Source organism: Blautia faecis (assembly GCF_027662325.1).
Taxonomy (GTDB): Bacteria; Bacillota; Clostridia; order Lachnospirales; family Lachnospiraceae; genus Blautia_A; species Blautia_A faecis.
Window position 1 is genome coordinate 1 of record NZ_JAQDKY010000020.1, and the last position, 19,037, is coordinate 19,037.

The window sequence follows — 19,037 nt, forward strand, 5'->3', positions numbered from 1 at the left end:
TGCGGGAATAATTTTTCAAACAGATTACTATTCACTCCGTTCATAGCAACACGCTTCGCGATACACAGGAATCATGCTTTCGCATGGTTTCGCGCCGCAATTCTCAGGTTTTCTGTGAATTACTTATTGACAAATACCCCGCCAGGGTATATATTGGTTTCATCAAATACATACCCCTAAGGGGTATATAAGGAAAGGAGTCCGCCTATGACAGCTGATTATAAATCCGAATCCTGCTGCAGCCACACCGCAGCCGATCCTGCAACTCTTTCCAGCCAGGAACCTACCAAGAAGGTCTGTTCCTGCTGTTGTACCAAGCACACCGATCGTTCCGAAGCAGAGCGCAGGAAGCTGGTAAACCGTCTGAAACGTATTGAAGGCCAGATAAGGGGGATTATAGGAATGCTGGAGAATGACGCTTACTGCAACGATATTCTTATTCAGTCAGCAGCTGTAAATGCCGCTGTGAATGCATTTAATAAGGAACTTCTCGCCAATCATATCCGAACCTGTGTGGCAAGAGATATCCGTGATGGTAAAGACGAAACCATTGATGAGCTGGTTGCAACTTTGCAGAAGCTAATGAAGTGAGATACCAGCGTATTCCGAATGTGTACCTGCCTGCGGAGGTACGAATGCGCAGAGCAGTCCGTCGGTATCGAAACACTGTATTCGAAGGAGGAATTTATTATGGAACAATACAACGTCACCGGCATGAGCTGTGCAGCCTGCAGCGCCCGTGTGGAAAAAGCGGTAAACAAGGTTCCGGGAGTTACTTCCTGCTCCGTAAGCCTGCTTACCAATTCCATGGGAGTGGAAGGAACTGCCTCAGCCTCTGCCATTGTCTCAGCTGTAGAAGAAGCCGGATACGGCTGCAGCCTGAAGGGTGCTTCCGGTCAGACGGAATCCGTTTCCGATGCTGAGAAAGCCTTGGAAGATCACGAAACGCCACTCCTCAGGAAACGGCTTATTGCCTCAGTAGGTTTTCTTCTGGTGCTGATGTACTTTTCCATGGGACACATGATGTGGGGATGGCCGCTGCCAGCCTGGTTTGATGGCAACCATATCGCCATGGGACTTGTACAGCTGCTTCTTGCAGGAATCGTCATGGTCATCAATCAGAAATTTTTCATCAGTGGCTTCAGGAGTCTGTGGCACCGCTCTCCGAACATGGATACCCTGGTAGCTCTCGGCTCCATGGCCTCCTTTGTATGGAGTGTCTACGCCCTGTTCGCCATGACCAGAGCCCAGGTTGACGGCAATTCCGAACTTGTCATGCACTACATGATGGAATTCTATTTCGAATCTGCCGCTATGATCCTGACCCTGATCACCGTTGGAAAAATGCTGGAAGCCCGTTCCAAGGGCAAGACCACGGATGCCTTAAAAGGTCTTATGAAGCTTGCTCCCAAGACTGCCGTTGTCATCCGAAACGGCCAGGAAGCCACCGTTCCCATTGACCAGGTTGTAAAAGGTGACACCTTTGTTGTCCGTCCTGGTGAGAACATCCCGGTGGATGGTGTGATTATCGAAGGATCCAGTGCAGTCAACGAATCTGCCCTTACAGGTGAGAGTATCCCTGTCGACAAAGCTGCCGGAGATCTTGTCTCCGCAGCCACAGTCAACCAGTCTGGCTTTATCAAATGTGAAGCTACCCGCGTTGGCGAAGACACCACCCTCTCCCAGATCATCAAAATGGTCAGTGATGCTGCAGCCACCAAAGCTCCTATTGCCAAAATCGCAGACCGTGTTTCCGGTGTTTTCGTACCTGCTGTTATCACTATTGCAATTATAACTACTATTGTCTGGCTGCTTACCGGTCATGAGGCTGGCTACGCCCTGGCAAGAGGAATTTCCGTTCTGGTCATCAGCTGCCCATGCGCCCTTGGTCTTGCCACTCCGGTTGCCATTATGGTTGGAAACGGAATGGGTGCCAAAAACGGTATCCTTTTCAAAACAGCCGTCTCCCTTGAGGAAGCCGGAAAGGTTCAGATCGTAGCCCTTGACAAAACCGGAACCATCACAAACGGTCAGCCGGAGGTTACTGACATTCTCCCTGCAGACGGCGTGTCTGAGAACGATCTTCTCACCATTGCCTACGCCCTTGAAAAAAAGAGCGAGCACCCTCTTGCGAAAGCCATTCTGGAAAAATCTGCAAGCCTTGGTCTTACAGCCCAGGAAGTCACAGAATTCCAGGCTCTTCCCGGCAATGGACTCTCTGCGAAGCTTGGCGCTTCCACGCTTATCGGCGGAAGCATGAAATACATCAGCACTCTGGCAGCTGTCTCTCCGTCTCTTATGAACCAGGCCGAGAAGCTTGCCGAAGCAGGAAAAACTCCTCTTCTTTTCGCAAAAGATGGAAAACTTCTTGGAATCATTGCAGTTGCTGATGTAATCAAACCGGACAGTGCACAGGCGGTCAAAGAGCTTCAGAATATGGGTATCCAGGTAGTTATGCTTACCGGCGACAACGAGCGCACTGCCAGAGCTATCGGCGCACAGGCAGGTGTTGACCAGGTTATTGCAGGCGTCCTTCCAGATGGAAAAGAGAGCGTCATCCGCTCCCTGAAGGAAAAAGGCAAGGTTGCCATGGTTGGCGACGGAATCAACGACGCACCAGCCCTTACCAGAGCAGATATTGGTATTGCCATCGGTGCCGGAACGGATGTAGCCATCGACGCAGCAGATATTGTCCTTATGAAGAGCCAGCTTTCCGACGTGCCAGCTGCTATCCGTATGAGCCGCGCTACTCTTCGCAACATCCACGAGAATCTCTTCTGGGCGTTCTTCTACAATGTAATTGGTATTCCGCTGGCTGCCGGCGTATGGATTCCAATTTTCGGATGGACCCTGAACCCGATGTTCGGCGCTGCTGCCATGAGCCTTTCCAGCTTCTGTGTAGTTACCAACGCGTTGAGGCTAAACCTGTTTAAAATTCATGACGCAGTTAAAGATAAAAAAATCAAGAATCCGGTTTCCATAGAATCCAATTCTGGAAATATTGCTGATTCCTCTGAAGCATCATCTGCTGTTTTCTCAAAATCATTCAATGCAGATAAAACTTCAGATGCAGAACAAACGATTAATAACAGCTGCAAGCTTTTGAACGAATGCAGCGATATTAATAACAATACTAACAAAAAGGAGAATAATACCATGGTAAAAGTGACAGTTAATGTAACAGGAATGATGTGCGGACATTGCGAAGCACACGTAAACAAAGCAATCCAGGAAGCATTTGGGGTACAGGATGTTGTATCCTCCCATGATGCCGGAACTACTATTTTCTCAGCACCAGAGAAAGTGGACGAGGACAAAATCCGCCAGGTAATCAAAGACGCTGGCTATGAAGTAACCGGAATTACACAGGAGTAATCCATCCCTCACATTCAACTTGACCAATGCAGAAACCTATTGCAAAGGTCCGTTCAAACAGCCGACAGAAACATTTTTCAGCTTCTGTCGGCTGTTTTTTTACTTCTATCCCCTCTTTTTCTCCAGCTTTTATGTTCTTTTTTTCATATCAGCCCCATTCTTTCTTATATTAATGTTAATTTTTCAAGAATCTTCATCCTTGCATTGAAATTCTATAAATTTTTCAGTATAATGATTTCGATACGGGTCTCACAGTGAGACTCCTTTGAGAGCATAATCCGTTGCTGAACAAGCTTTGAACAGCAACTATAGTCTCAACCATTTAAAGGAGGAATTATATTATGGCAACATGGAAAAATCTTGACACACTTGATTCTTTTGGCAAACTGAAAGAGCTTAAGAATCACGTAGACATTGCGGCAGCTCTGTCTGGTGAAGAAGGTGGCAAGCGTGTAGCTGATTATAGTACACCAATGGCAGCTGGTCTTTCTTACAACTATGCAGCCAAAGAAGTAGACGAAACCGTTTTATCCGCACTTGCGAAACTGGCTGACGAGGCACAGCTGATCGACAAATTTCAGGAATTATATAATGGTGCAGTGATCAACACCGGAGAGAACCGTATGGTTCTTCATCACCTTGCACGTAAGCAGCTTGGTAACCCGGTTGTTGTAGATGGTGTAGACAAACGTGAATTCTACGTTGCCCAGCAGAAAAAAGCTGCTGATTTTGCAAATAAGGTTCATGCTGGTGAGATCACCAACGAAGCTGGTGAGAAATTCACCACAGTCGTTCAGATTGGTATCGGCGGAAGTGACCTTGGTCCCCGTGCTCTTTACATCGCACTGGAGAACTGGGCGAAGGCCAATAACACATTCAAGATGGAAGCGAAGTTCATCAGCAACGTTGACCCGGATGATGCAGCTGCAGTACTTACTTCTGTAGACCTTGCACACTCCTTATTCATCGTTGTATCCAAATCCGGTACAACCCTTGAGACACTGACCAACGAAGCATTTGTAAAGGATGCCCTGACAAAAGCAGGTCTGAATCCTTCCAAACACATGCTTGCCGTTACAAGTGAGACTTCCCCTCTTGCAAAGAGTGAAGATTATCTTACCGCCATCTTCATGGATGACTACATCGGAGGCCGTTACTCTTCTGTTTCCGGCGTAGGCGGAGCAATCCTTTCCCTGGCATTCGGACCGGAAGTATTTGCTCAGCTCCTTGAAGGTGCTGCAGCTGAGGATCAGCTTGCAACAAACCGTGACCTTATGAAGAACCCAGATATGCTGGATGCCCTGATCGGTATCTATGAGAGAAATGTGCAGGGATATCCTTCCACAGCTGTTCTTCCATATTCACAGGCATTAAGCCGCTTCCCGGCACACCTTCAGCAGTGTGACATGGAGTCCAATGGTAAAACCGTAAACCGTTTCGGCGAGCCGGTTAACTACGTAACAGGTCCGGTTATCTTCGGAGAGCCAGGAACCAACGGTCAGCATTCCTTCTATCAGTTATTGCATCAGGGCTCTGACATTGTCCCGCTTCAGTTCATCGGCTTTAAGAACAGCCAGCTTGGCGTAGATGTTGACATTGAGAACAGCACCAGCCAGCAGAAGCTCTGCGCTAACGTGGCAGCTCAGATTGTTGCATTTGCCTGCGGTAAAGAGGATGAGAACCTGAACAAGAACTTCAAGGGTAAACGTCCGTCCAGCATTATCATCGGTCAGCAGCTTACCCCTGCTTCCCTGGGTGCATTGCTTGCTCACTTTGAGAACAAGATCATGTTCCAGGGCTTCGTATGGAATCTGAACAGCTTCGACCAGGAAGGCGTTCAGCTTGGTAAAGTTCTTGCGAAACGTGTACTTGCACACAATACAGACGGTGCTCTTAAGGTATTCAGCGATCTTCTGAACATCTGATCTTTCAAACAGGCTCTAAAGCGTGTCTGAAAAATTTACGGCAGCCCGGAAAGTACCGGGTTGCCGTTTTTTTTTGTCACATACTATAAAAACAGACCGCAGAAATCCTGTATTTTCATAATCCTCTGCGATCTGATTTCCATATTGACTTGTCTTGCAAAGAACCTTTTTCAAACCATTAATAAACTGACACTCAGGCAACCTGCACGCCCCAGATTTTCTTTGTTTCCAGGCCTCTGCCAGGCTTTCCTGTTACACAGATGCTCTTATTTCTCCAGTTTCCAACACCATTATCCGAGAAACAGATTCCAGCACCATCTGCAGTCTTTTTCACCTGAATCTTCATTTCCAGATTCCGTACCTTGCCATACATCAAACTGGTCTTTACAAGCTCATCCAGATCTTTTTCCAGCTGTGCTTTATCCATATACACGCTAATCTTTTCCTCCGCCAGCTCTGCTTCCAGCCATTCCTGACCTGGTGTAAAGTATTTCTGTCTTGCCTTTACAAATTCATCTATAAAACTGTTAAGCTCCACTTTCTCATTTCTCTGTAATATCTTTCTCATAAAAGAAGCCTCCTTGCCTTAAAAAGCGTTACTGTTCGGTTACTTCGCAGCAACTCAAAAATATCATTCTTTTTTCCTTTTCTGAAAGATATTATAGCTGTCTATGTTAAATTCTGTGTATTGCCAATGTTAAACATATTTAAAATAATTATACCTATTGTAAAGAGCAATATTAAAGTATCTTTTTTATAAAAAATCCCGCAATCCGTTATCATCAATACGGACTGCGGGATTTTCCACTAAAAGGCTACGAGCCAGGGACTTTGGGAATGCGCTTTAAATTTTCCAGTACCCCGTACCACAAACAGCGCATTCAACCAGAGAACCGTCTTCTCTACTGAAAATTGTTTTCGCTTCTGTACTCCCACATTGTGGACAGCAGTTTCGCGCATTCTCCTCGCATCCTCCACCGGACACATTGTCCAACTCATCATCTGAAAGCTCTCTTTTTGTTATTTCGTCTTCCATCAAAAATATCCCTCCATCCAAAATCAATTAATTCTGTGTTTTGGTGGAAGTAGGATCCCAGTAGGTTGCACCGCAGCAGGCGCAGGTTACATAAGTGCAGCCATAAAGCGGCTCTCTGGAAGAAGCCTCCGTACTTCCGCATTTCGGGCAGCTGTATCCTACGTCGCAGGAATCACCGCCTGTTACATTGTCCAGCTCATCATCTGAAAGTTCCTGGGTTACCGGGTGTAATCTGGCATACATTTCTTCTGCCTGTGCAGTATCAAGCTCCATGCCGTTTTCCTTCGCCAGTTTCTGAAGTTCTTCCACAGATCCGGTTCCCTTTGCAGCTTTTAAAACTTCCTTTGTCATTTTGTTCTCTGCCATAGTCAAATCCTCCTTAAAATTATATTAGATTTACAGCCACCTTTTCCCCGGCAGGTCCACTCCATATGTATCTGCGGTCTGCATCATGCCTGAAAAAATGTGCTCTAAATTTCCATTAAATATCAGTACCCGGATTATAATCAATTTCCGTATAATTCTCATATTCCTGCAATGCACTGACAGTTTTCTCATAATATCCCTGTCCGAAAAACACACATTTGGAGGGATCTGCCCCCAGTTTGTCCCCGGTCAGCACAATAAAACTTAAGTTAATGGATTATTTACCCATCTGCTTTGCAAAGTATTTGTGAACAGCCTTTATTTATATGGATTTGCGAGGTTCTGCCCATAAAGCTTACGCAAATTTGACGCAACTTACTGAATAAACTGGGGGTTCTGAACTTATTCTAATTCGGAATGGATCCGGCTCTTTTTTTCATACCTACCAGCCAAACGCATCACGAATCAGTGCCCCCGTTTCCCCGTCTATGTAAAACAGTTCCTGTTCGTCCGGGGAATCTTTCCACTGGTAAGGGCAGCGAAAGCTCCAGACAGGTCTGTATGTGATTCCGTCTGCGGTTTCATCAATATAGTATTCCAAACATATTTTTGTAACTGGAATCGTGGTGGATTCTGTTTCCTCCGCAGTGTCCTGTTCCGTGAAGAGACCAATTTTGCCTTCTTTTACATATTGTTCCACTGACTTCATAATTTCTTCCATTGGAAACATAGTAACTGTTTCTTCCACTTTCAACTGAAGCGGAATCGGTATGTTGAAATAACAGTCTTCAGGCGCAGGACCAAAGCCTGAAGTTCCCAGATAACCATGCTGGGAAAGCCTGCCCACCGGGACCCCATTCAACAGAATCTCTGTATCGTAATAATCATATCCCTCCGTCATGTTGCTGATTGATTTTCTTACATACTGCTGTTTCCGGATCATATTTCTCATTCGCTCCCGTAGCATCTGAAGGATTTTCTGAGTCTGTTGTTTCCTGTGTACTCTCTTCCGTAGAATCCGAAATGGGTTCTACACCAGTATCTTCCGCCTGCATCTTTCCTTCTTTTCTGTATTTTTCTATAATATCCCGTACTTCATCATTTAACGGAAGGGTTACTGTAAGGGTCTGCGGCGTATATCCTCTGTAAGCATCCTCCGCAGGCAGTGCATAAGCCAACATTCCTTCTGAATCTGTAAAAGAACCAGTTTTAAAAATTTTTCTGAAAGCTTCATCATCTTTCCAGGTGTAATAGATCCTGCCGTTATAATCTGGATATGCCTGAATGGTCATGGAAACCTCTACCTGGGAATCTTCATTTAATATTTTCTCTGTCAAAGCATCATCATACAGGGTAATATGTCCATAATAGAGATCTTCCCCGTCTATCTTATTCAAAGTTGCAAGTGCATCTTCTCCATTCACTGTCGCATGATCACGGCAGCTGAGCGTATAATTCTCCACCGCCCCGGAAGGATCTCCAAGAAAGCTGAAACCGCTGCCATCAAAATACGCTTCTGTAACAGACAGCATAGACTGGTTCCAATCCCTCTCCTTTGGCGTTATATGATAAGAAGTCACATCTTCCACATTTTCTGCAGTTGAATCAGGTTCTGTGACAACCATTTGAACAGCTTCCTGTTCTGTAACCCCCTGCTGCTCCAGTTCTTTGTGAAGCCATCCAAGTTTTGTTGCAAGTACGCCGGTGCTGACGCCTAATACAGCAGCCACAGGAAGAAGAATCCGGATTATTTTTTTCTTATTCCCTGAATTTTTTGATCTTCCTTTATCTGATTTTACAATTAGATTCTTCGTGCTGCTCATTCTCTCATCTGGAGAATCCAAAATTCCCTTCAGAACATCTTCCATAGCTTTATCAATATTGTCCGGTATCACAGTTTCTTCTTTTAAAATTTTTCTGATTTCTTTTTCATCCATAGTCTTCACCTCCTGATCACCTTTTTTAATTTTGCTCTTGCCCGGGAAAGTTTGGTTGATACGGTGTTGCTGTTCATTTCAAGAAGATTACCAATTTCCTTTACGGAAAATTCATCAAAATAATAGAGTTCCACGATTTTCCGGCTTTCTTCATCCAGACATAAAAGCAATTGTTTCCATTCGCAGAGATCCAGATCTTCACACTGTACACCTTCTGAGATATTATCCAGTTCCGCGTCATGGTTCTTTTGACGGAGAATGTCTTTGCATTCATTTATCAGAATCCGCATCAGCCAGGTTTTAAAATATTTCACTTCCCTTAATCCCTGTATCTTTTCATAACAGGACAGGATCGTATTTTGCAGTGCATCTGCAATGTCCTGTTCGTTCCGAAGATAAACCCAGGCAGCTTTATACATGCTCTGCTTATTTATCCGGATCAGCTGAACGAACGCTTCTTTATCTCCATTTTTAGCAGCTGTTACCAAAGCCTCCATTTTATTCCCCCTTTTTGTTTTTGTAACTATTAGACTTAAAATATGGGAATTTGCTTTCAAAAATTTTTTATTTTTACAAAACAAGACACAGGCAATCGAAACTTGACTGTCTGTGTCCTTTTTATATCTGACTATCATTCTTAAATGTTATTTTGTACAGCAGTTCAACCCTTTCGTTTACATCTGCCTTCCCTGATATTGCACTGTCAATACAAATACTTTTTTCTTGTTTTCATCAACTTTAAAAATAGCAATATAATTGTCAATGATCAGCTGTTTATATTCTTTTCCGGCATAGCGACCTACCAGACGGTCCTGGTGCGATTTTGGAAACAGTTCCAGCTTTTTTATTGCCTGCCAAATCCGATCCGTCTGTTCTTTTGCAGTTTCAGGTGACAATTTTTCAAGTGCAATATAAGCATAAATATCATGAATATCCCGGTACGCTCTTGGATACAGCATTATCTCATATTTATCCATAATATTTCTTGTTGAGCTGTTCCATTGCACTTTCTAATGAAATCGGCTCTGCTCCTTCTGTTACTTCCTGTTCTGCTTCATAAATTGCCTGATCAATCTTGTTTGTCTGGGCAAAACGTTCATACAGCTCTGAACTCATTACAACTAAGTCACTATATCCATTTTTCGTAATAAATATTGGTTCCTGCTTTTTATGTGCCAGTTCCGATATTTCACTGGTTTTTCTTAAATCTCTAATCGGCATAATTGTTGGCATAATGAACACCTCTCTTTCTTGTGCTATAATTGTATCATAATTATGAGTCGGTGTAAATTCTTATTCTATGTGAACTTCCAGAAATTTTCCGCCTAAAACTCGCACCACAGCCGCAGCTGTGGTGCATTCTTGTCTATTATTTTTTATAACCTTACGACAACTAAAATCTATTCTTAGATCTCGAAATTTTAATTTTTCCGTTTTAGTATTCTGAATCTGAAAAGACTTTACACCTATGCCTAAACATGACACAATCCAGTCAATCATGTTCTCTTCATGATCCTCAAATGTCAAAATCAACATTTTCCCAATATGCTTCACCTTGCAAACGTTTATATCTAATTTCTAATTCAAATGCGCTATACTTGCCATAACTTCTTCCATTGTAATCTGTCTCACAGTTTTAATCCTGCCATCATCTTCCCGTTTCACTATCAGATATATCTTATTATCTTTTGCCTCCTTGCTTCCATTCTGGTAAAAACTTCCATCCTCGTCCATTAGTAAATGAACTTCTTTTCCATGCCACATCCAGCTACCTGTCGCAGAATCGAGGTCTATGCCATTCTGCTTATATTCCTGAATCTTTATTTCTGAATTAAGATTATCTCCTACTACACAGGTACCCTCTGCTGTTTCCACTGCATTTTCAACTGTATCCTTCTGTTCCGCATAATTTGACACCACATCTTCTGTCACTACTGCTGTTTCCGTCGCTGACCCATCATTGGCTTCCGTTACTGTTTCCTCATCGTAAGCAAACATATGAATACTACTTCCCGTTTCTGTATCCACAGCTTCTTGTACATAAGATGATTCTTTTCCAGCCGCTGCTTCCAACGCTTCCATTTCCTTTGTCCGCTGGTCATATTCTTCCTGTGTAGCAATCCGAACGCCCGTTAATCTGTAATCGTCTTCCCTTACCGTATAGACATCAATTTCACCTTCCGGCATCTGGATCGACTTATAAGTATCCTCAAGCTGTCGGTCAATCAGCCATCTTACGGTTTTCCCCTGATAATACAGTGTATCACTGTCTGCATCATAAGTAACACCGTAGCATTCAAGATAAGCAAGTTCATTACGCATTTCTTCCTTATGCCAGTCGGATAATTTTTCCTTTTCTTCCTCTGTCAGATTGGAAGATGAAGAATCTTCGGAGATAAATACCTTTCCTCCCATATCATATCCGTAAGTCATTGCCTGCACACTGTAGCCGCATACTGCCACAGATAAGGTAGTTCCCATTAATAAAGCTGCAATTTTTCTTTTCATTGTACATCCAACTCCTTTACATTTTTTATTATGTCCATACCATACCATTGAATTTTGTAATGTAATTGGAGTTTATATGTGATTCGTGTGTGATTTATAGAGAAAAGGAAAAACAAACCCCATCACATGTATTACCCATACGATAGCTTGCTCCATGCTGGTCCAAGATCATTTTTACAATATAAAGACCCAATCCGCTTCCACCGGTCTGGCGGTTACGGGACTGTTCCACACGATAAAATGCTTCAAACAAATGGACTAATGCTTCTTCCGGAATAAACACCCCGGTATTTTCAATCTGGCAATATACCGTCTCGGTATCTGTTCCCGGTTTCAGCAAAACTCTGATATGATTCCCTTTTTCTTCCGGCGTATAACGGATGGCATTAAGCAGAAGGTTAGAAAAAACTTTGTCCATCATCACCGGATTCACATCTGCATACAAATGTTCTGGGATCTCCACTTGCAGTTCCAGTTTTTTATTTTCTATCAGTTCAGCCATATCAGCAATCTGCAAGCGGAGCTGTTCTGCTATATCGGTCTTTTGTGTAATAAATTTGTTATTCTCGATCCGTGAAACAGTCAGAAGTTCCTTTACCATGTCTTCCATTTTTTCTGTGGTTTCCAGTGACCGCTGCAAATAGTAATTTCTGTCCCTGTATTCCCCTACTCCCTGCAGCATTCCGGACAAGTGCCCTTTCAATATTGTAATCGGTGTTTTCAGTTCATGGGACACTGCTGAAAAAAATGCAATTCTCTTTTTCTCTATCTTGCGTTCCATTTCGATATCTGACTTAAGCTTTTCATTTGCACTCTTCAGTTCTTCCAATGCTCGTGAGAGGTTTTTGGAAAGCTCATTCAAGCTTTCCCCTAATACTCCTACTTCATCTGTTCTTTTCCCCTGATAGGAACTGTCAAAATCAAGCGCAGCCATATTTTGAGCCAGTTGACTTAACCTAACGATCGGAAATGTCAAATAAAGGGATGCCCCCAGTGCAAACAATATGGAAACTACAATAGCGATTCCAAGGATATACGGCAGTATCTGATATAATATTTCAAGAGCCTGATTGACTGGCTGCATTCCCCCAGAAACAATCATTGTATATGTTTCTCCACCCACTTTAACGCTGTACCGTTTCACTGCTGAATTATCTCCAACTTCTGCAATTCCATCAGCCTGTTGGACGACATCCTCTGTTACGACGTCCGCCTGGCCGATTACTCCCTCTTCATAGGCCGCATTTTCTTCCTGTACGATAGTGGTTTGCTCTGCGCTATTTTCGTGTGTCAATATCATATCACCCATATAAACCTGCTCTACCACACCATTATCCAATACATCTTCTGTCACGGCTGTACTCTCAGCCGGCCATATCCTATTTCCCTGTTCATCCAAAATCACGACTGAAACTTTCGAACCTGCTTCAAACAATTCAATGGCATAAGAAGCTTCATTAATCGTTTCATAAGAATGAATGGTTTCAATCATTTCCTGTGAAACCGAATCAATATCCTTCTGTAGCTGTTTACTATAATAGGTTGGAAGGAATCCTACAATTACCGCATATGTAATTCCACTGGATACTGCCAGTAAGACAGCAATCAGTGTGCAAATTTTTATGGTCAGACTGTTTTTAATTCTCTTTATCAATCCGGTATCCCACCCCTCTTATTGTACTAATCAGATTTACTCCCAGCTTTTTGCGGATATTCTTAATATGTGTATCCACAATTCGCTCTTCCCCATAATAATCTTCTCCCCATACCATATTTAGAAGTTTCTGGCGTGTCAAAACGATTCCTTTGTTAATCAGCAGAACATATAGCATTTCAAATTCTTTCTGTGTTAATTCAACCTCTATCTGTTCTCCCTTTTCTGCTTTACAAATATAAACATGATGCCCCTTCACATCCACGCTTAACGTTTTATAAGAAATCACCTGCAATTCATCTTCTCTTTGTGTCCTTCTCAAGATTGCTGCAATTTTTCTCAATAAAATGGGTATAGAAAACGGCTTGGTGACATAATCATCTGCATTCATATCAAAGCCTTTGATCTGATACGCTTCTTCATCTAATGCCGTAAGCATGATAATTGGTACATTCGATTCTCTACGGATTAATTCACATACTCCAAAACCGTCTATCTTTGGCATCATAACATCCAACAGCACAAGATCAAACTCGCCATTGTGAAATTTTGCAATCCCATCCACACCATCATACGCCAGTGTAACTGCATATCCTTGATCTATCAAATAGTTTTCTAATATTTTCTGAATGTCATCCTCATCTTCAACAACCAATATTCGATACATAAAATCACTCCCCACAATTTCTTTTTAATATTTCCTGTAATTATACATTAGATATATGGAGTTACGATGGAGTTAATAAAAAATATAGAATTATTTTCACACATAAAATCTATATCATTATAATAAAACCATTTTCTTTTCATGGCAATGCGTTTTAATCATTCCGATGTTACAACATAATTGGCTAAGTAATCGGAACACTACTCCAAGATTGATAGTGGTAGTGGTCTTTCCTCCACCTTCCTGCAGACATTCTGGCTTCACACTGCCATTTTTAAAATCATAAATTTTGTTAACGTGTTTTCGTGTATCTCTGTCAATTCCAAGACAATATACCAATGCTTCATGATATACGTCTTTCCATCTGCATTTAGGCAGATATTCCAAATAGAATTCCTTATGTTCTTTGCTCATAAAAGTTATTGTGCGAGCATCCTCGCCAGCTGCGCCTATCGCTGTACTTGCCATATTGATTTCCTCCTTATGCAATTAGTTTTTAAGTTTATAATTTGATTTTTGAAAATTATGGCGATCTGATGAAACCGCTGATAATTTGAGTAACTTCGCTGAAGATTGCAAGCCTTTGCTTTTACTCAGTTTTTCCTTACTCAATACTCAATTTTAGAAGATTCTTGGTGATTTCCAGCGATGCTTGGCGGTATTTAGGATTTTTTTAGAAAAATATAGAAAAAAACCCCGAAAACCTTATAATCACTGTGAAACGTAGTGTTTATAAGGCTTTCAGGGCCTTTAAATACTTAAATTTAGACTTATTAAAATAATATAATGAAAACTTAAGCTAATGGATTACTTACCCATCTGCTTTGCCAACTTTTCCTTACTGTTTTCTCAAATGCCCATTTTATAAGGCTTTCTACGCTTTCCTCAATTCTGCTCTTCCATTTTACCCAATTTCCCTTTGGGTAGAAACTTTTCATTCCCGTTGAAAGCAAATTTCTCTTATTTTGCTATGTTGGGTACTCTTTTATGCACACTGGGTAGAGTTTTTATTTTTCTGAACTTTCTGTTTTTCACTCACGCTACCAAACTTTGCTATTTCTTCTTCAAATTTTGTTTCTGTCACATGAGTATATATGTCAATCGTTGTACTGTAATGCTGATGTCCCATTAGCATTTGCACTACTTTAGCGTCCATTCCTTTTTCAAAGCACCTGCTACAAAATGTATGTCGGATTGCATGAGGATAAAGGTCTTTAAATTCTATCGGCTCTCTGTTTTCCTTTACCGCTTCTATTGCTTCTTGAAAATTGATTGCTTTTACTACTTTCTTAATTTCTTTTTCTGCTACATTCCGAATAACTGGACTTCCTAAAGAAGTGGTAAACACCAAGTTATCAAATTCTCCACTTGAACGCCAACGATTTCCATAGGCTTTTTTCTGCCTGTTCTGTTTTTCTTTTTGAGATAACAGAGTTTCTTCTGTTTCTGCCATAAACGGAATACTTCTGTATGAATTATGTGTTTTAGGCTTTGTTAGTCGCATAGTCTTTACTCCATTTTCATATTGGCAGGATAAAGACCTTTGAATGTTAATACATTTCTTATTCCAGTCTATATCTTCCCATTTCAGACCACCAACTTCTCCAATTCGCATACCTGTTAGAAACATAATGTAAAACATCTCTTTATACCAGTTATGCTCTACTTCCTGCAAAAACCTTGTTTGCTCTGCCATTGATAAGAAACGTCTTTCTGCTGTTTTATTTTCCCAAGGTACATTGATTTCAAAACATGGATTGATGTCTATAATACGATTATTCTTTGCAGACTCCAAACACTCCCGAACTCTGCCTAAAGCATCTCGCATACTGGAAGACGCTCTCCCCTGTTTATTCATATCGTTAATGACACGCTGAATATCCAAGTTCCGTATATCTGTCACTTTCATATCTCCTATTGCTTTTCCAAATGTATTATAATATTTGCTACGCATAGGGAACACGCTTGTTTCCTTGATGTTAGGAATTTTATAATTTGTAAACCATTCCTCAAACCATTCGTTCAGCGTTACTTTCTGACGTTTTATATCAATGTTGTTTCTTGCTTCTTCCTTTGCCTTTTCAAACAATACTTTTAATTTCTTCAAATCAACGTCATACAAGTTAATGTCTATTCCGTTTATCTTTGCTCTTGCTTCGTATCTACCGTCCTTTCTTTGACGTAAACCTGTTCCTAATTCTTTTCCTTTTAAATCTTTACCCATAATCTCTACCCTTTCTATCAATCAAATATCTTGATAAATAAAAAGGGAACTTCTGTGATTTTAACCATATACTACTATAAGTTCGCCTCCTTTTCAATCAGAACTTCAATAACTTTTTGTCTGTTGCTCTAACCATGTATCTAATAATCGTCTGTTCGCATACCACCGATACCCAATCTTCATGGAAAACGGACAGTTTCTACTTTTCAAGAGTTCTCTTGTCTTTGTTTCTCCAAGTCCAAGATACTCACTTACTTCCTTTAAATTTAATAATGCTTTTTCTATACGATTATCCCCTTTCCTCTAATCTTCTTGCTTTTATGTAATCATCATACAACTGTTTCTGTGTGATATTCATTTCTCCATTTGCTACAAGATTACCAATATAATCTCTCTGCTCTATCTTTCCAACCTCTGCAAACAGTTTCAAAGACGGAGCAACATACTTTTCCAACCACTCCCACACCTTTTGTAAACTCTTCTTCTGTGGTTGCATAGTAAGTTTGACCGTGCCTATGTCTTTCATCAGTTCTGCCCACGCTTGATAGGTTGGATAAAGTCTTTTTCGTGTTGTCATGCTATCTGTCGGCTTTTCTAAAAATCGTATTTTGCTGTTCAATACTTCCATTGCCAATCCTGCCACATCTCTATATCTCAATAATTCCTGTACTACACTTACTGCCATTTCCTGCCGAAATCTCAATTCATATCTGTTCCAATTTTCGTCTAATTCTGTTCCATACTTTTTATTCTGTTCATATCCCTTTTCATAAAATACCAATCTCAAATTACTGGCTGAACTGCCGAGATAAAGACTTCCACCTTTACTCTGAAACACTTCCTCTTTCAGTTCTCCCGAGTCGTGAAAATCTATCTCCCGTAACTTTGAAGAAAGCAATCCCTCTTTTGTCCGTACAATCAAATCGGGAATACTCAAATACGGTTTTCTGTCGTCAATCGCCAAATCAATCCGAGGAAAATTGATGTGATACTGACAAACTCTGTTTAAGAAATCAAACCATGTTTCCTCATTGAGTTGTAAAAAATTCTCATAGTTGCGACAGCCTTTCCCACTCATCAAAATCTGAAAGCCTTGATACTGTGAATGTCCTGTCGGCTTTAGCACCTTGATATTATCGAATATTGCCACAACCTCATGCCCTGCAATCCCTTTTTCATAGCCTGTTACCGTCATAAGTTCCAAAGGTATTCTCAGCACATCTTCTATAACTGCTTCTAACGGAACTTCCTTAATGGTTATCTGACACCAGTCTATCAAGGCACTTAATGCTTCTTTCTGCCGTATTACTCCCCTGTTAGTGTAGGGGAGTTCTGGAAGAAAACTTCCGCTTCTTTCTTCCAAATTTATCAAACCTCCAATCTGCAACGGCGTTGCCATTGCCCTGCCCTCAACCTGACGTTTGGTACGTCAGAACGAGGACAGGAACTTTGACTGCCTACATATTTTTATTTGGAACAGAGTGGATACCCTTACAGGTAATCTTCTCCACTAATACAGGGAAATTCCCTCTCTGCACATAAGGAGCATAAACTGGTTCTTCCAGTTCCACTACCGCATAAGGCTCAATCTTCGGAAGTTCCGTTGCTTCCAAGCGAATATCCACGCTGTTCCCAAGTTTCATGCTTCCAAGATGAAGTTTTAAGGCTTCCACTTCCTCTGTTTTCTTCTTACTGTCTTTATCATAGCGGTAACAGTTATCCGCACCCATAAAACGAAGTTCTCCAAATGCTTCTTTTACCTGTTCTTTTGTCAATGTAATCTGCATACACGTTCCTTTCTCCCCGTTGAACCGATAGGTCAGTTTCTCATATTTTCATTTTCCTATTACGACGTTGTTTTAAGTTCAGTTATTTCTGAACTTAATTGTATATTAGCACAGACACATTCGTTTTGCAATAGGGAGTTTAGTTTTTTATAAACTTTTTGTTTTCTTTTTTCTGAACTTGTGGTATAGTGTCCTTAGACGATAAGATATGAAAAGTTATAACAGGATATGGAAAGAGAGGGTTTTCAGATGAATACAATCGCAGAACGGATTAAATTTGCCATGAAAGCAAAAAACAAAAAACAAGTAGATATAGTCAAAGATACTGGTATCAGCAAAGGAGCGTTCAGTTCCTATCTTTCGGGACAGTACAATCCGAAAGCCGACAAACTAGAACTGATTGCCGACTCTTTAGATGTAGATTTGCGTTGGCTTTACGGGGAAAATGTACCTATGGAAAATGCTCAAAAATATGATACTGCCCTGCAATACGTCTTTTACAACAACTCCTGCTCCGAGTATCTTCTTGATGATTTAGATGATATGTATATCGCAATGAAAACACAGTATTCCGCCCTCATTCCACGCTTTTATGTCCTTGTCAACCGAAGCGGAAATGAAGTACATATACTGCCTTTATTTTTAAGAGAAGATAGTTCCGAGTTCTACGAATGTCCGTCTGATTTTTTCCACGCAGACAGGCACAGCGTTTTTACAAGAGATTTTGACAGTATCAATGTGGAACTTTCGACTGCCACCGTCTATTATTATGGAATTGATACAAAGACTTATGAACCGAAAGTTACCACGCTGTCCTACTCACAGGCTGACGATTGTTTTTATATCGACAATGGAATACAGAGCGGTCACATAAAAGCATTTGAAAAAGAACTGATGAAAGAAGCACTTTACTTAAAACATAACGCCCAGTAACAAACAAGAGGACTTGCAAGGTTTCCGACCTTTCAAGTCCTCTGCTGTATCATGGTGCTGTTAGCTGTGTCCGTTCTGCCAAGGACTGCCCTACGGCGTATCGGCTTCGCCTTGTTCCTTGACCTCACTACATTTCTCTCAACTTTTTAGAAACTATGAAATTACAAAGAAATGCTACCGCTACAATAATAAAGCAAATGATTGTACACCATCCAGGTACTCTCATATCTAATTGCACTCGTAACAAAATCGTGATTGCTAAAAATACAGCTCCCACAATTTGTATAAAGTCTAATATTTTTTTTTGAAGTGTCTGTAAATGCTTTTTCTCTTTTATTCTTTCAGATTTCCATATTCCATAATTTACTTGCATATCATTTACATCTTCATCTGATATAAGTTCGTCCATACTTACATCTAGTTCTAACGCCAGTTTTTTTGCCGTAATCAAATCTGGACATCTTGAACCATTTTCCCAACGACAAACTGTCTGCCTTGAAACATATAACTTATCTGCAAGTTGTTGCTGAGTGAGATTTTTTTCTTCTCTGAATTTTTTGATGTTATCATTTAATGCCATACTCCATACCTCTCTTTCATTCACATCATATAACGATAGAACCCA

Annotated in this window: 21 protein-coding genes; 4 read left to right on the forward strand and 17 right to left on the reverse strand. The window is 41.2% G+C overall.

Annotated features, from left to right (window positions below):
• Nucleotides 1-207 precede the first annotated feature (207 nt).
• The 3 genes from PGQ38_RS10610 (at nucleotide 208) to PGQ38_RS10620 (ending at nucleotide 5,300) form a co-directional block, all read left to right on the forward strand.
• A complete protein-coding gene (locus PGQ38_RS10610) occupies nucleotides 208-591 on the forward strand; it encodes a metal-sensing transcriptional repressor (RefSeq protein ID WP_118579507.1) in 384 nt (127 codons plus the stop codon).
• Between the two features lie 99 nt (nucleotides 592-690).
• A complete protein-coding gene (locus PGQ38_RS10615; RefSeq protein WP_270431638.1) occupies nucleotides 691-3,375 on the forward strand; it encodes a heavy metal translocating P-type ATPase in 2,685 nt (894 codons plus the stop codon).
• 341 nt (nucleotides 3,376-3,716) lie between these two features.
• A complete protein-coding gene (locus PGQ38_RS10620; protein WP_148461889.1) occupies nucleotides 3,717-5,300 on the forward strand; it encodes a glucose-6-phosphate isomerase in 1,584 nt (527 codons plus the stop codon).
• Nucleotides 5,301-5,493: 193 nt separating this feature from the next.
• Here the strand turns inward: PGQ38_RS10620 and PGQ38_RS10625 are convergent, their stop codons facing one another.
• From PGQ38_RS10625 to PGQ38_RS10700, 16 genes are all read right to left on the reverse strand, one after another.
• Nucleotides 5,494-5,868, reverse strand: coding sequence for a hypothetical protein (locus tag PGQ38_RS10625; RefSeq protein WP_148461890.1), 375 nt, complete (start codon nucleotides 5,866-5,868; stop codon nucleotides 5,494-5,496).
• 276 nt (nucleotides 5,869-6,144) lie between these two features.
• Complete coding sequence (locus tag PGQ38_RS10630) at nucleotides 6,145-6,336, reverse strand: bacteriocin (RefSeq protein WP_118579498.1); 192 nt, start codon at nucleotides 6,334-6,336, stop codon at nucleotides 6,145-6,147.
• A gap of 27 nt (nucleotides 6,337-6,363) precedes the next feature.
• Nucleotides 6,364-6,702: a hypothetical protein gene (locus PGQ38_RS10635; RefSeq protein ID WP_270431640.1), complete on the reverse strand. Its 339-nt coding sequence runs from the start codon at nucleotides 6,700-6,702 to the stop codon at nucleotides 6,364-6,366.
• Nucleotides 6,703-7,144: 442 nt separating this feature from the next.
• The gene (locus tag PGQ38_RS10640) at nucleotides 7,145-7,645 is read right to left on the reverse strand and encodes a hypothetical protein (protein WP_270431642.1); all 501 of its coding nucleotides are present in this window, start codon (nucleotides 7,643-7,645) and stop codon (nucleotides 7,145-7,147) included.
• Nucleotides 7,587-8,639, reverse strand: coding sequence for a hypothetical protein (locus PGQ38_RS10645; RefSeq protein WP_227199046.1), 1,053 nt, complete (start codon nucleotides 8,637-8,639; stop codon nucleotides 7,587-7,589). The genes PGQ38_RS10640 and PGQ38_RS10645 overlap by 59 nt, the downstream gene beginning before the upstream one ends.
• 5 nt (nucleotides 8,640-8,644) lie before the next feature.
• Nucleotides 8,645-9,136 carry an RNA polymerase sigma factor gene (locus PGQ38_RS10650; RefSeq protein ID WP_195409698.1) on the reverse strand — a complete coding sequence of 164 codons (492 nt, stop codon included), beginning with the start codon at nucleotides 9,134-9,136 and terminating at the stop codon, nucleotides 8,645-8,647.
• 177 nt (nucleotides 9,137-9,313) lie between these two features.
• Nucleotides 9,314-9,616, reverse strand: coding sequence for a type II toxin-antitoxin system RelE/ParE family toxin (locus tag PGQ38_RS10655; RefSeq protein WP_173715914.1), 303 nt, complete (start codon nucleotides 9,614-9,616; stop codon nucleotides 9,314-9,316).
• A complete protein-coding gene (locus PGQ38_RS10660) occupies nucleotides 9,609-9,872 on the reverse strand; it encodes a type II toxin-antitoxin system prevent-host-death family antitoxin (RefSeq protein ID WP_118579486.1) in 264 nt (87 codons plus the stop codon). The genes PGQ38_RS10655 and PGQ38_RS10660 overlap by 8 nt, the downstream gene beginning before the upstream one ends.
• Nucleotides 9,873-10,217: 345 nt before the next feature.
• A complete protein-coding gene (locus tag PGQ38_RS10665; protein WP_195991481.1) occupies nucleotides 10,218-11,147 on the reverse strand; it encodes a hypothetical protein in 930 nt (309 codons plus the stop codon).
• Between the two features lie 94 nt (nucleotides 11,148-11,241).
• Nucleotides 11,242-12,801 (reverse strand): sensor histidine kinase, encoded by a 1,560-nt coding sequence (locus PGQ38_RS10670; protein WP_270431646.1) that lies wholly within the window; start codon nucleotides 12,799-12,801, stop codon nucleotides 11,242-11,244.
• Nucleotides 12,785-13,468, reverse strand: coding sequence for a response regulator transcription factor (locus tag PGQ38_RS10675; RefSeq protein ID WP_173718324.1), 684 nt, complete (start codon nucleotides 13,466-13,468; stop codon nucleotides 12,785-12,787). Before PGQ38_RS10675 ends, PGQ38_RS10670 begins: the two co-directional genes overlap by 17 nt.
• A gap of 117 nt (nucleotides 13,469-13,585) precedes the next feature.
• Nucleotides 13,586-13,936 carry a DUF6075 family protein gene (locus tag PGQ38_RS10680; protein WP_118579471.1) on the reverse strand — a complete coding sequence of 117 codons (351 nt, stop codon included), beginning with the start codon at nucleotides 13,934-13,936 and terminating at the stop codon, nucleotides 13,586-13,588.
• A gap of 517 nt (nucleotides 13,937-14,453) precedes the next feature.
• A complete protein-coding gene (locus PGQ38_RS10685) occupies nucleotides 14,454-15,692 on the reverse strand; it encodes a tyrosine-type recombinase/integrase (protein ID WP_117675389.1) in 1,239 nt (412 codons plus the stop codon).
• A gap of 105 nt (nucleotides 15,693-15,797) precedes the next feature.
• Nucleotides 15,798-15,977, reverse strand: a complete 180-nt coding sequence (locus PGQ38_RS19965; protein WP_084414526.1) for a helix-turn-helix domain-containing protein — start codon at nucleotides 15,975-15,977, stop codon at nucleotides 15,798-15,800.
• Between the two features lie 4 nt (nucleotides 15,978-15,981).
• Entirely contained in the window at nucleotides 15,982-17,091 is a 1,110-nt protein-coding gene (locus PGQ38_RS10695) for a replication initiation factor domain-containing protein (RefSeq protein ID WP_181977672.1), read from the reverse strand.
• Between the two features lie 58 nt (nucleotides 17,092-17,149).
• Nucleotides 17,150-17,479, reverse strand: coding sequence for a hypothetical protein (locus PGQ38_RS10700; protein ID WP_117495356.1), 330 nt, complete (start codon nucleotides 17,477-17,479; stop codon nucleotides 17,150-17,152).
• A 249-nt stretch (nucleotides 17,480-17,728) separates the two neighbouring features.
• On the opposite strand from PGQ38_RS10700, the gene PGQ38_RS10705 reads away from it, so the two are divergent.
• A complete protein-coding gene (locus PGQ38_RS10705) occupies nucleotides 17,729-18,412 on the forward strand; it encodes a helix-turn-helix domain-containing protein (RefSeq protein WP_117675391.1) in 684 nt (227 codons plus the stop codon).
• A gap of 127 nt (nucleotides 18,413-18,539) precedes the next feature.
• On the opposite strand, the gene PGQ38_RS10710 is transcribed toward PGQ38_RS10705, so the two are convergent.
• Complete coding sequence (locus tag PGQ38_RS10710; protein WP_117675393.1) at nucleotides 18,540-18,992, reverse strand: helix-turn-helix domain-containing protein; 453 nt, start codon at nucleotides 18,990-18,992, stop codon at nucleotides 18,540-18,542.
• Between the last annotated feature and the right edge of the window lie 45 nt (nucleotides 18,993-19,037).

Coding starts and splice junctions, on each gene's coding strand:
- PGQ38_RS10640 (WP_270431642.1), bottom strand. CDS start 7,645: ATGATCCGGAAACAGCAGTATGTAAGAAAATCAATCAGCAACATGACG.
- PGQ38_RS10675 (WP_173718324.1), bottom strand. CDS start 13,468: ATGTATCGAATATTGGTTGTTGAAGATGAGGATGACATTCAGAAAATA.
- PGQ38_RS10645 (WP_227199046.1), bottom strand. CDS start 8,639: ATGGATGAAAAAGAAATCAGAAAAATTTTAAAAGAAGAAACTGTGATA.
- PGQ38_RS10660 (WP_118579486.1), bottom strand. CDS start 9,872: ATGCCAACAATTATGCCGATTAGAGATTTAAGAAAAACCAGTGAAATA.
- PGQ38_RS10650 (WP_195409698.1), bottom strand. CDS start 9,136: ATGGAGGCTTTGGTAACAGCTGCTAAAAATGGAGATAAAGAAGCGTTC.
- PGQ38_RS10680 (WP_118579471.1), bottom strand. CDS start 13,936: ATGGCAAGTACAGCGATAGGCGCAGCTGGCGAGGATGCTCGCACAATA.
- PGQ38_RS10630 (WP_118579498.1), bottom strand. CDS start 6,336: ATGGAAGACGAAATAACAAAAAGAGAGCTTTCAGATGATGAGTTGGAC.
- PGQ38_RS10615 (WP_270431638.1), top strand. CDS start 691: ATGGAACAATACAACGTCACCGGCATGAGCTGTGCAGCCTGCAGCGCC.
- PGQ38_RS10710 (WP_117675393.1), bottom strand. CDS start 18,992: ATGGCATTAAATGATAACATCAAAAAATTCAGAGAAGAAAAAAATCTC.
- PGQ38_RS10625 (WP_148461890.1), bottom strand. CDS start 5,868: ATGAGAAAGATATTACAGAGAAATGAGAAAGTGGAGCTTAACAGTTTT.
- PGQ38_RS10620 (WP_148461889.1), top strand. CDS start 3,717: ATGGCAACATGGAAAAATCTTGACACACTTGATTCTTTTGGCAAACTG.
- PGQ38_RS10655 (WP_173715914.1), bottom strand. CDS start 9,616: ATGGATAAATATGAGATAATGCTGTATCCAAGAGCGTACCGGGATATT.
- PGQ38_RS10685 (WP_117675389.1), bottom strand. CDS start 15,692: ATGGGTAAAGATTTAAAAGGAAAAGAATTAGGAACAGGTTTACGTCAA.
- PGQ38_RS10695 (WP_181977672.1), bottom strand. CDS start 17,091: ATGGCAACGCCGTTGCAGATTGGAGGTTTGATAAATTTGGAAGAAAGA.
- PGQ38_RS10705 (WP_117675391.1), top strand. CDS start 17,729: ATGAATACAATCGCAGAACGGATTAAATTTGCCATGAAAGCAAAAAAC.
- PGQ38_RS10610 (WP_118579507.1), top strand. CDS start 208: ATGACAGCTGATTATAAATCCGAATCCTGCTGCAGCCACACCGCAGCC.
- PGQ38_RS10700 (WP_117495356.1), bottom strand. CDS start 17,479: ATGCAGATTACATTGACAAAAGAACAGGTAAAAGAAGCATTTGGAGAA.
- PGQ38_RS10665 (WP_195991481.1), bottom strand. CDS start 11,147: ATGAAAAGAAAAATTGCAGCTTTATTAATGGGAACTACCTTATCTGTG.
- PGQ38_RS10635 (WP_270431640.1), bottom strand. CDS start 6,702: ATGGCAGAGAACAAAATGACAAAGGAAGTTTTAAAAGCTGCAAAGGGA.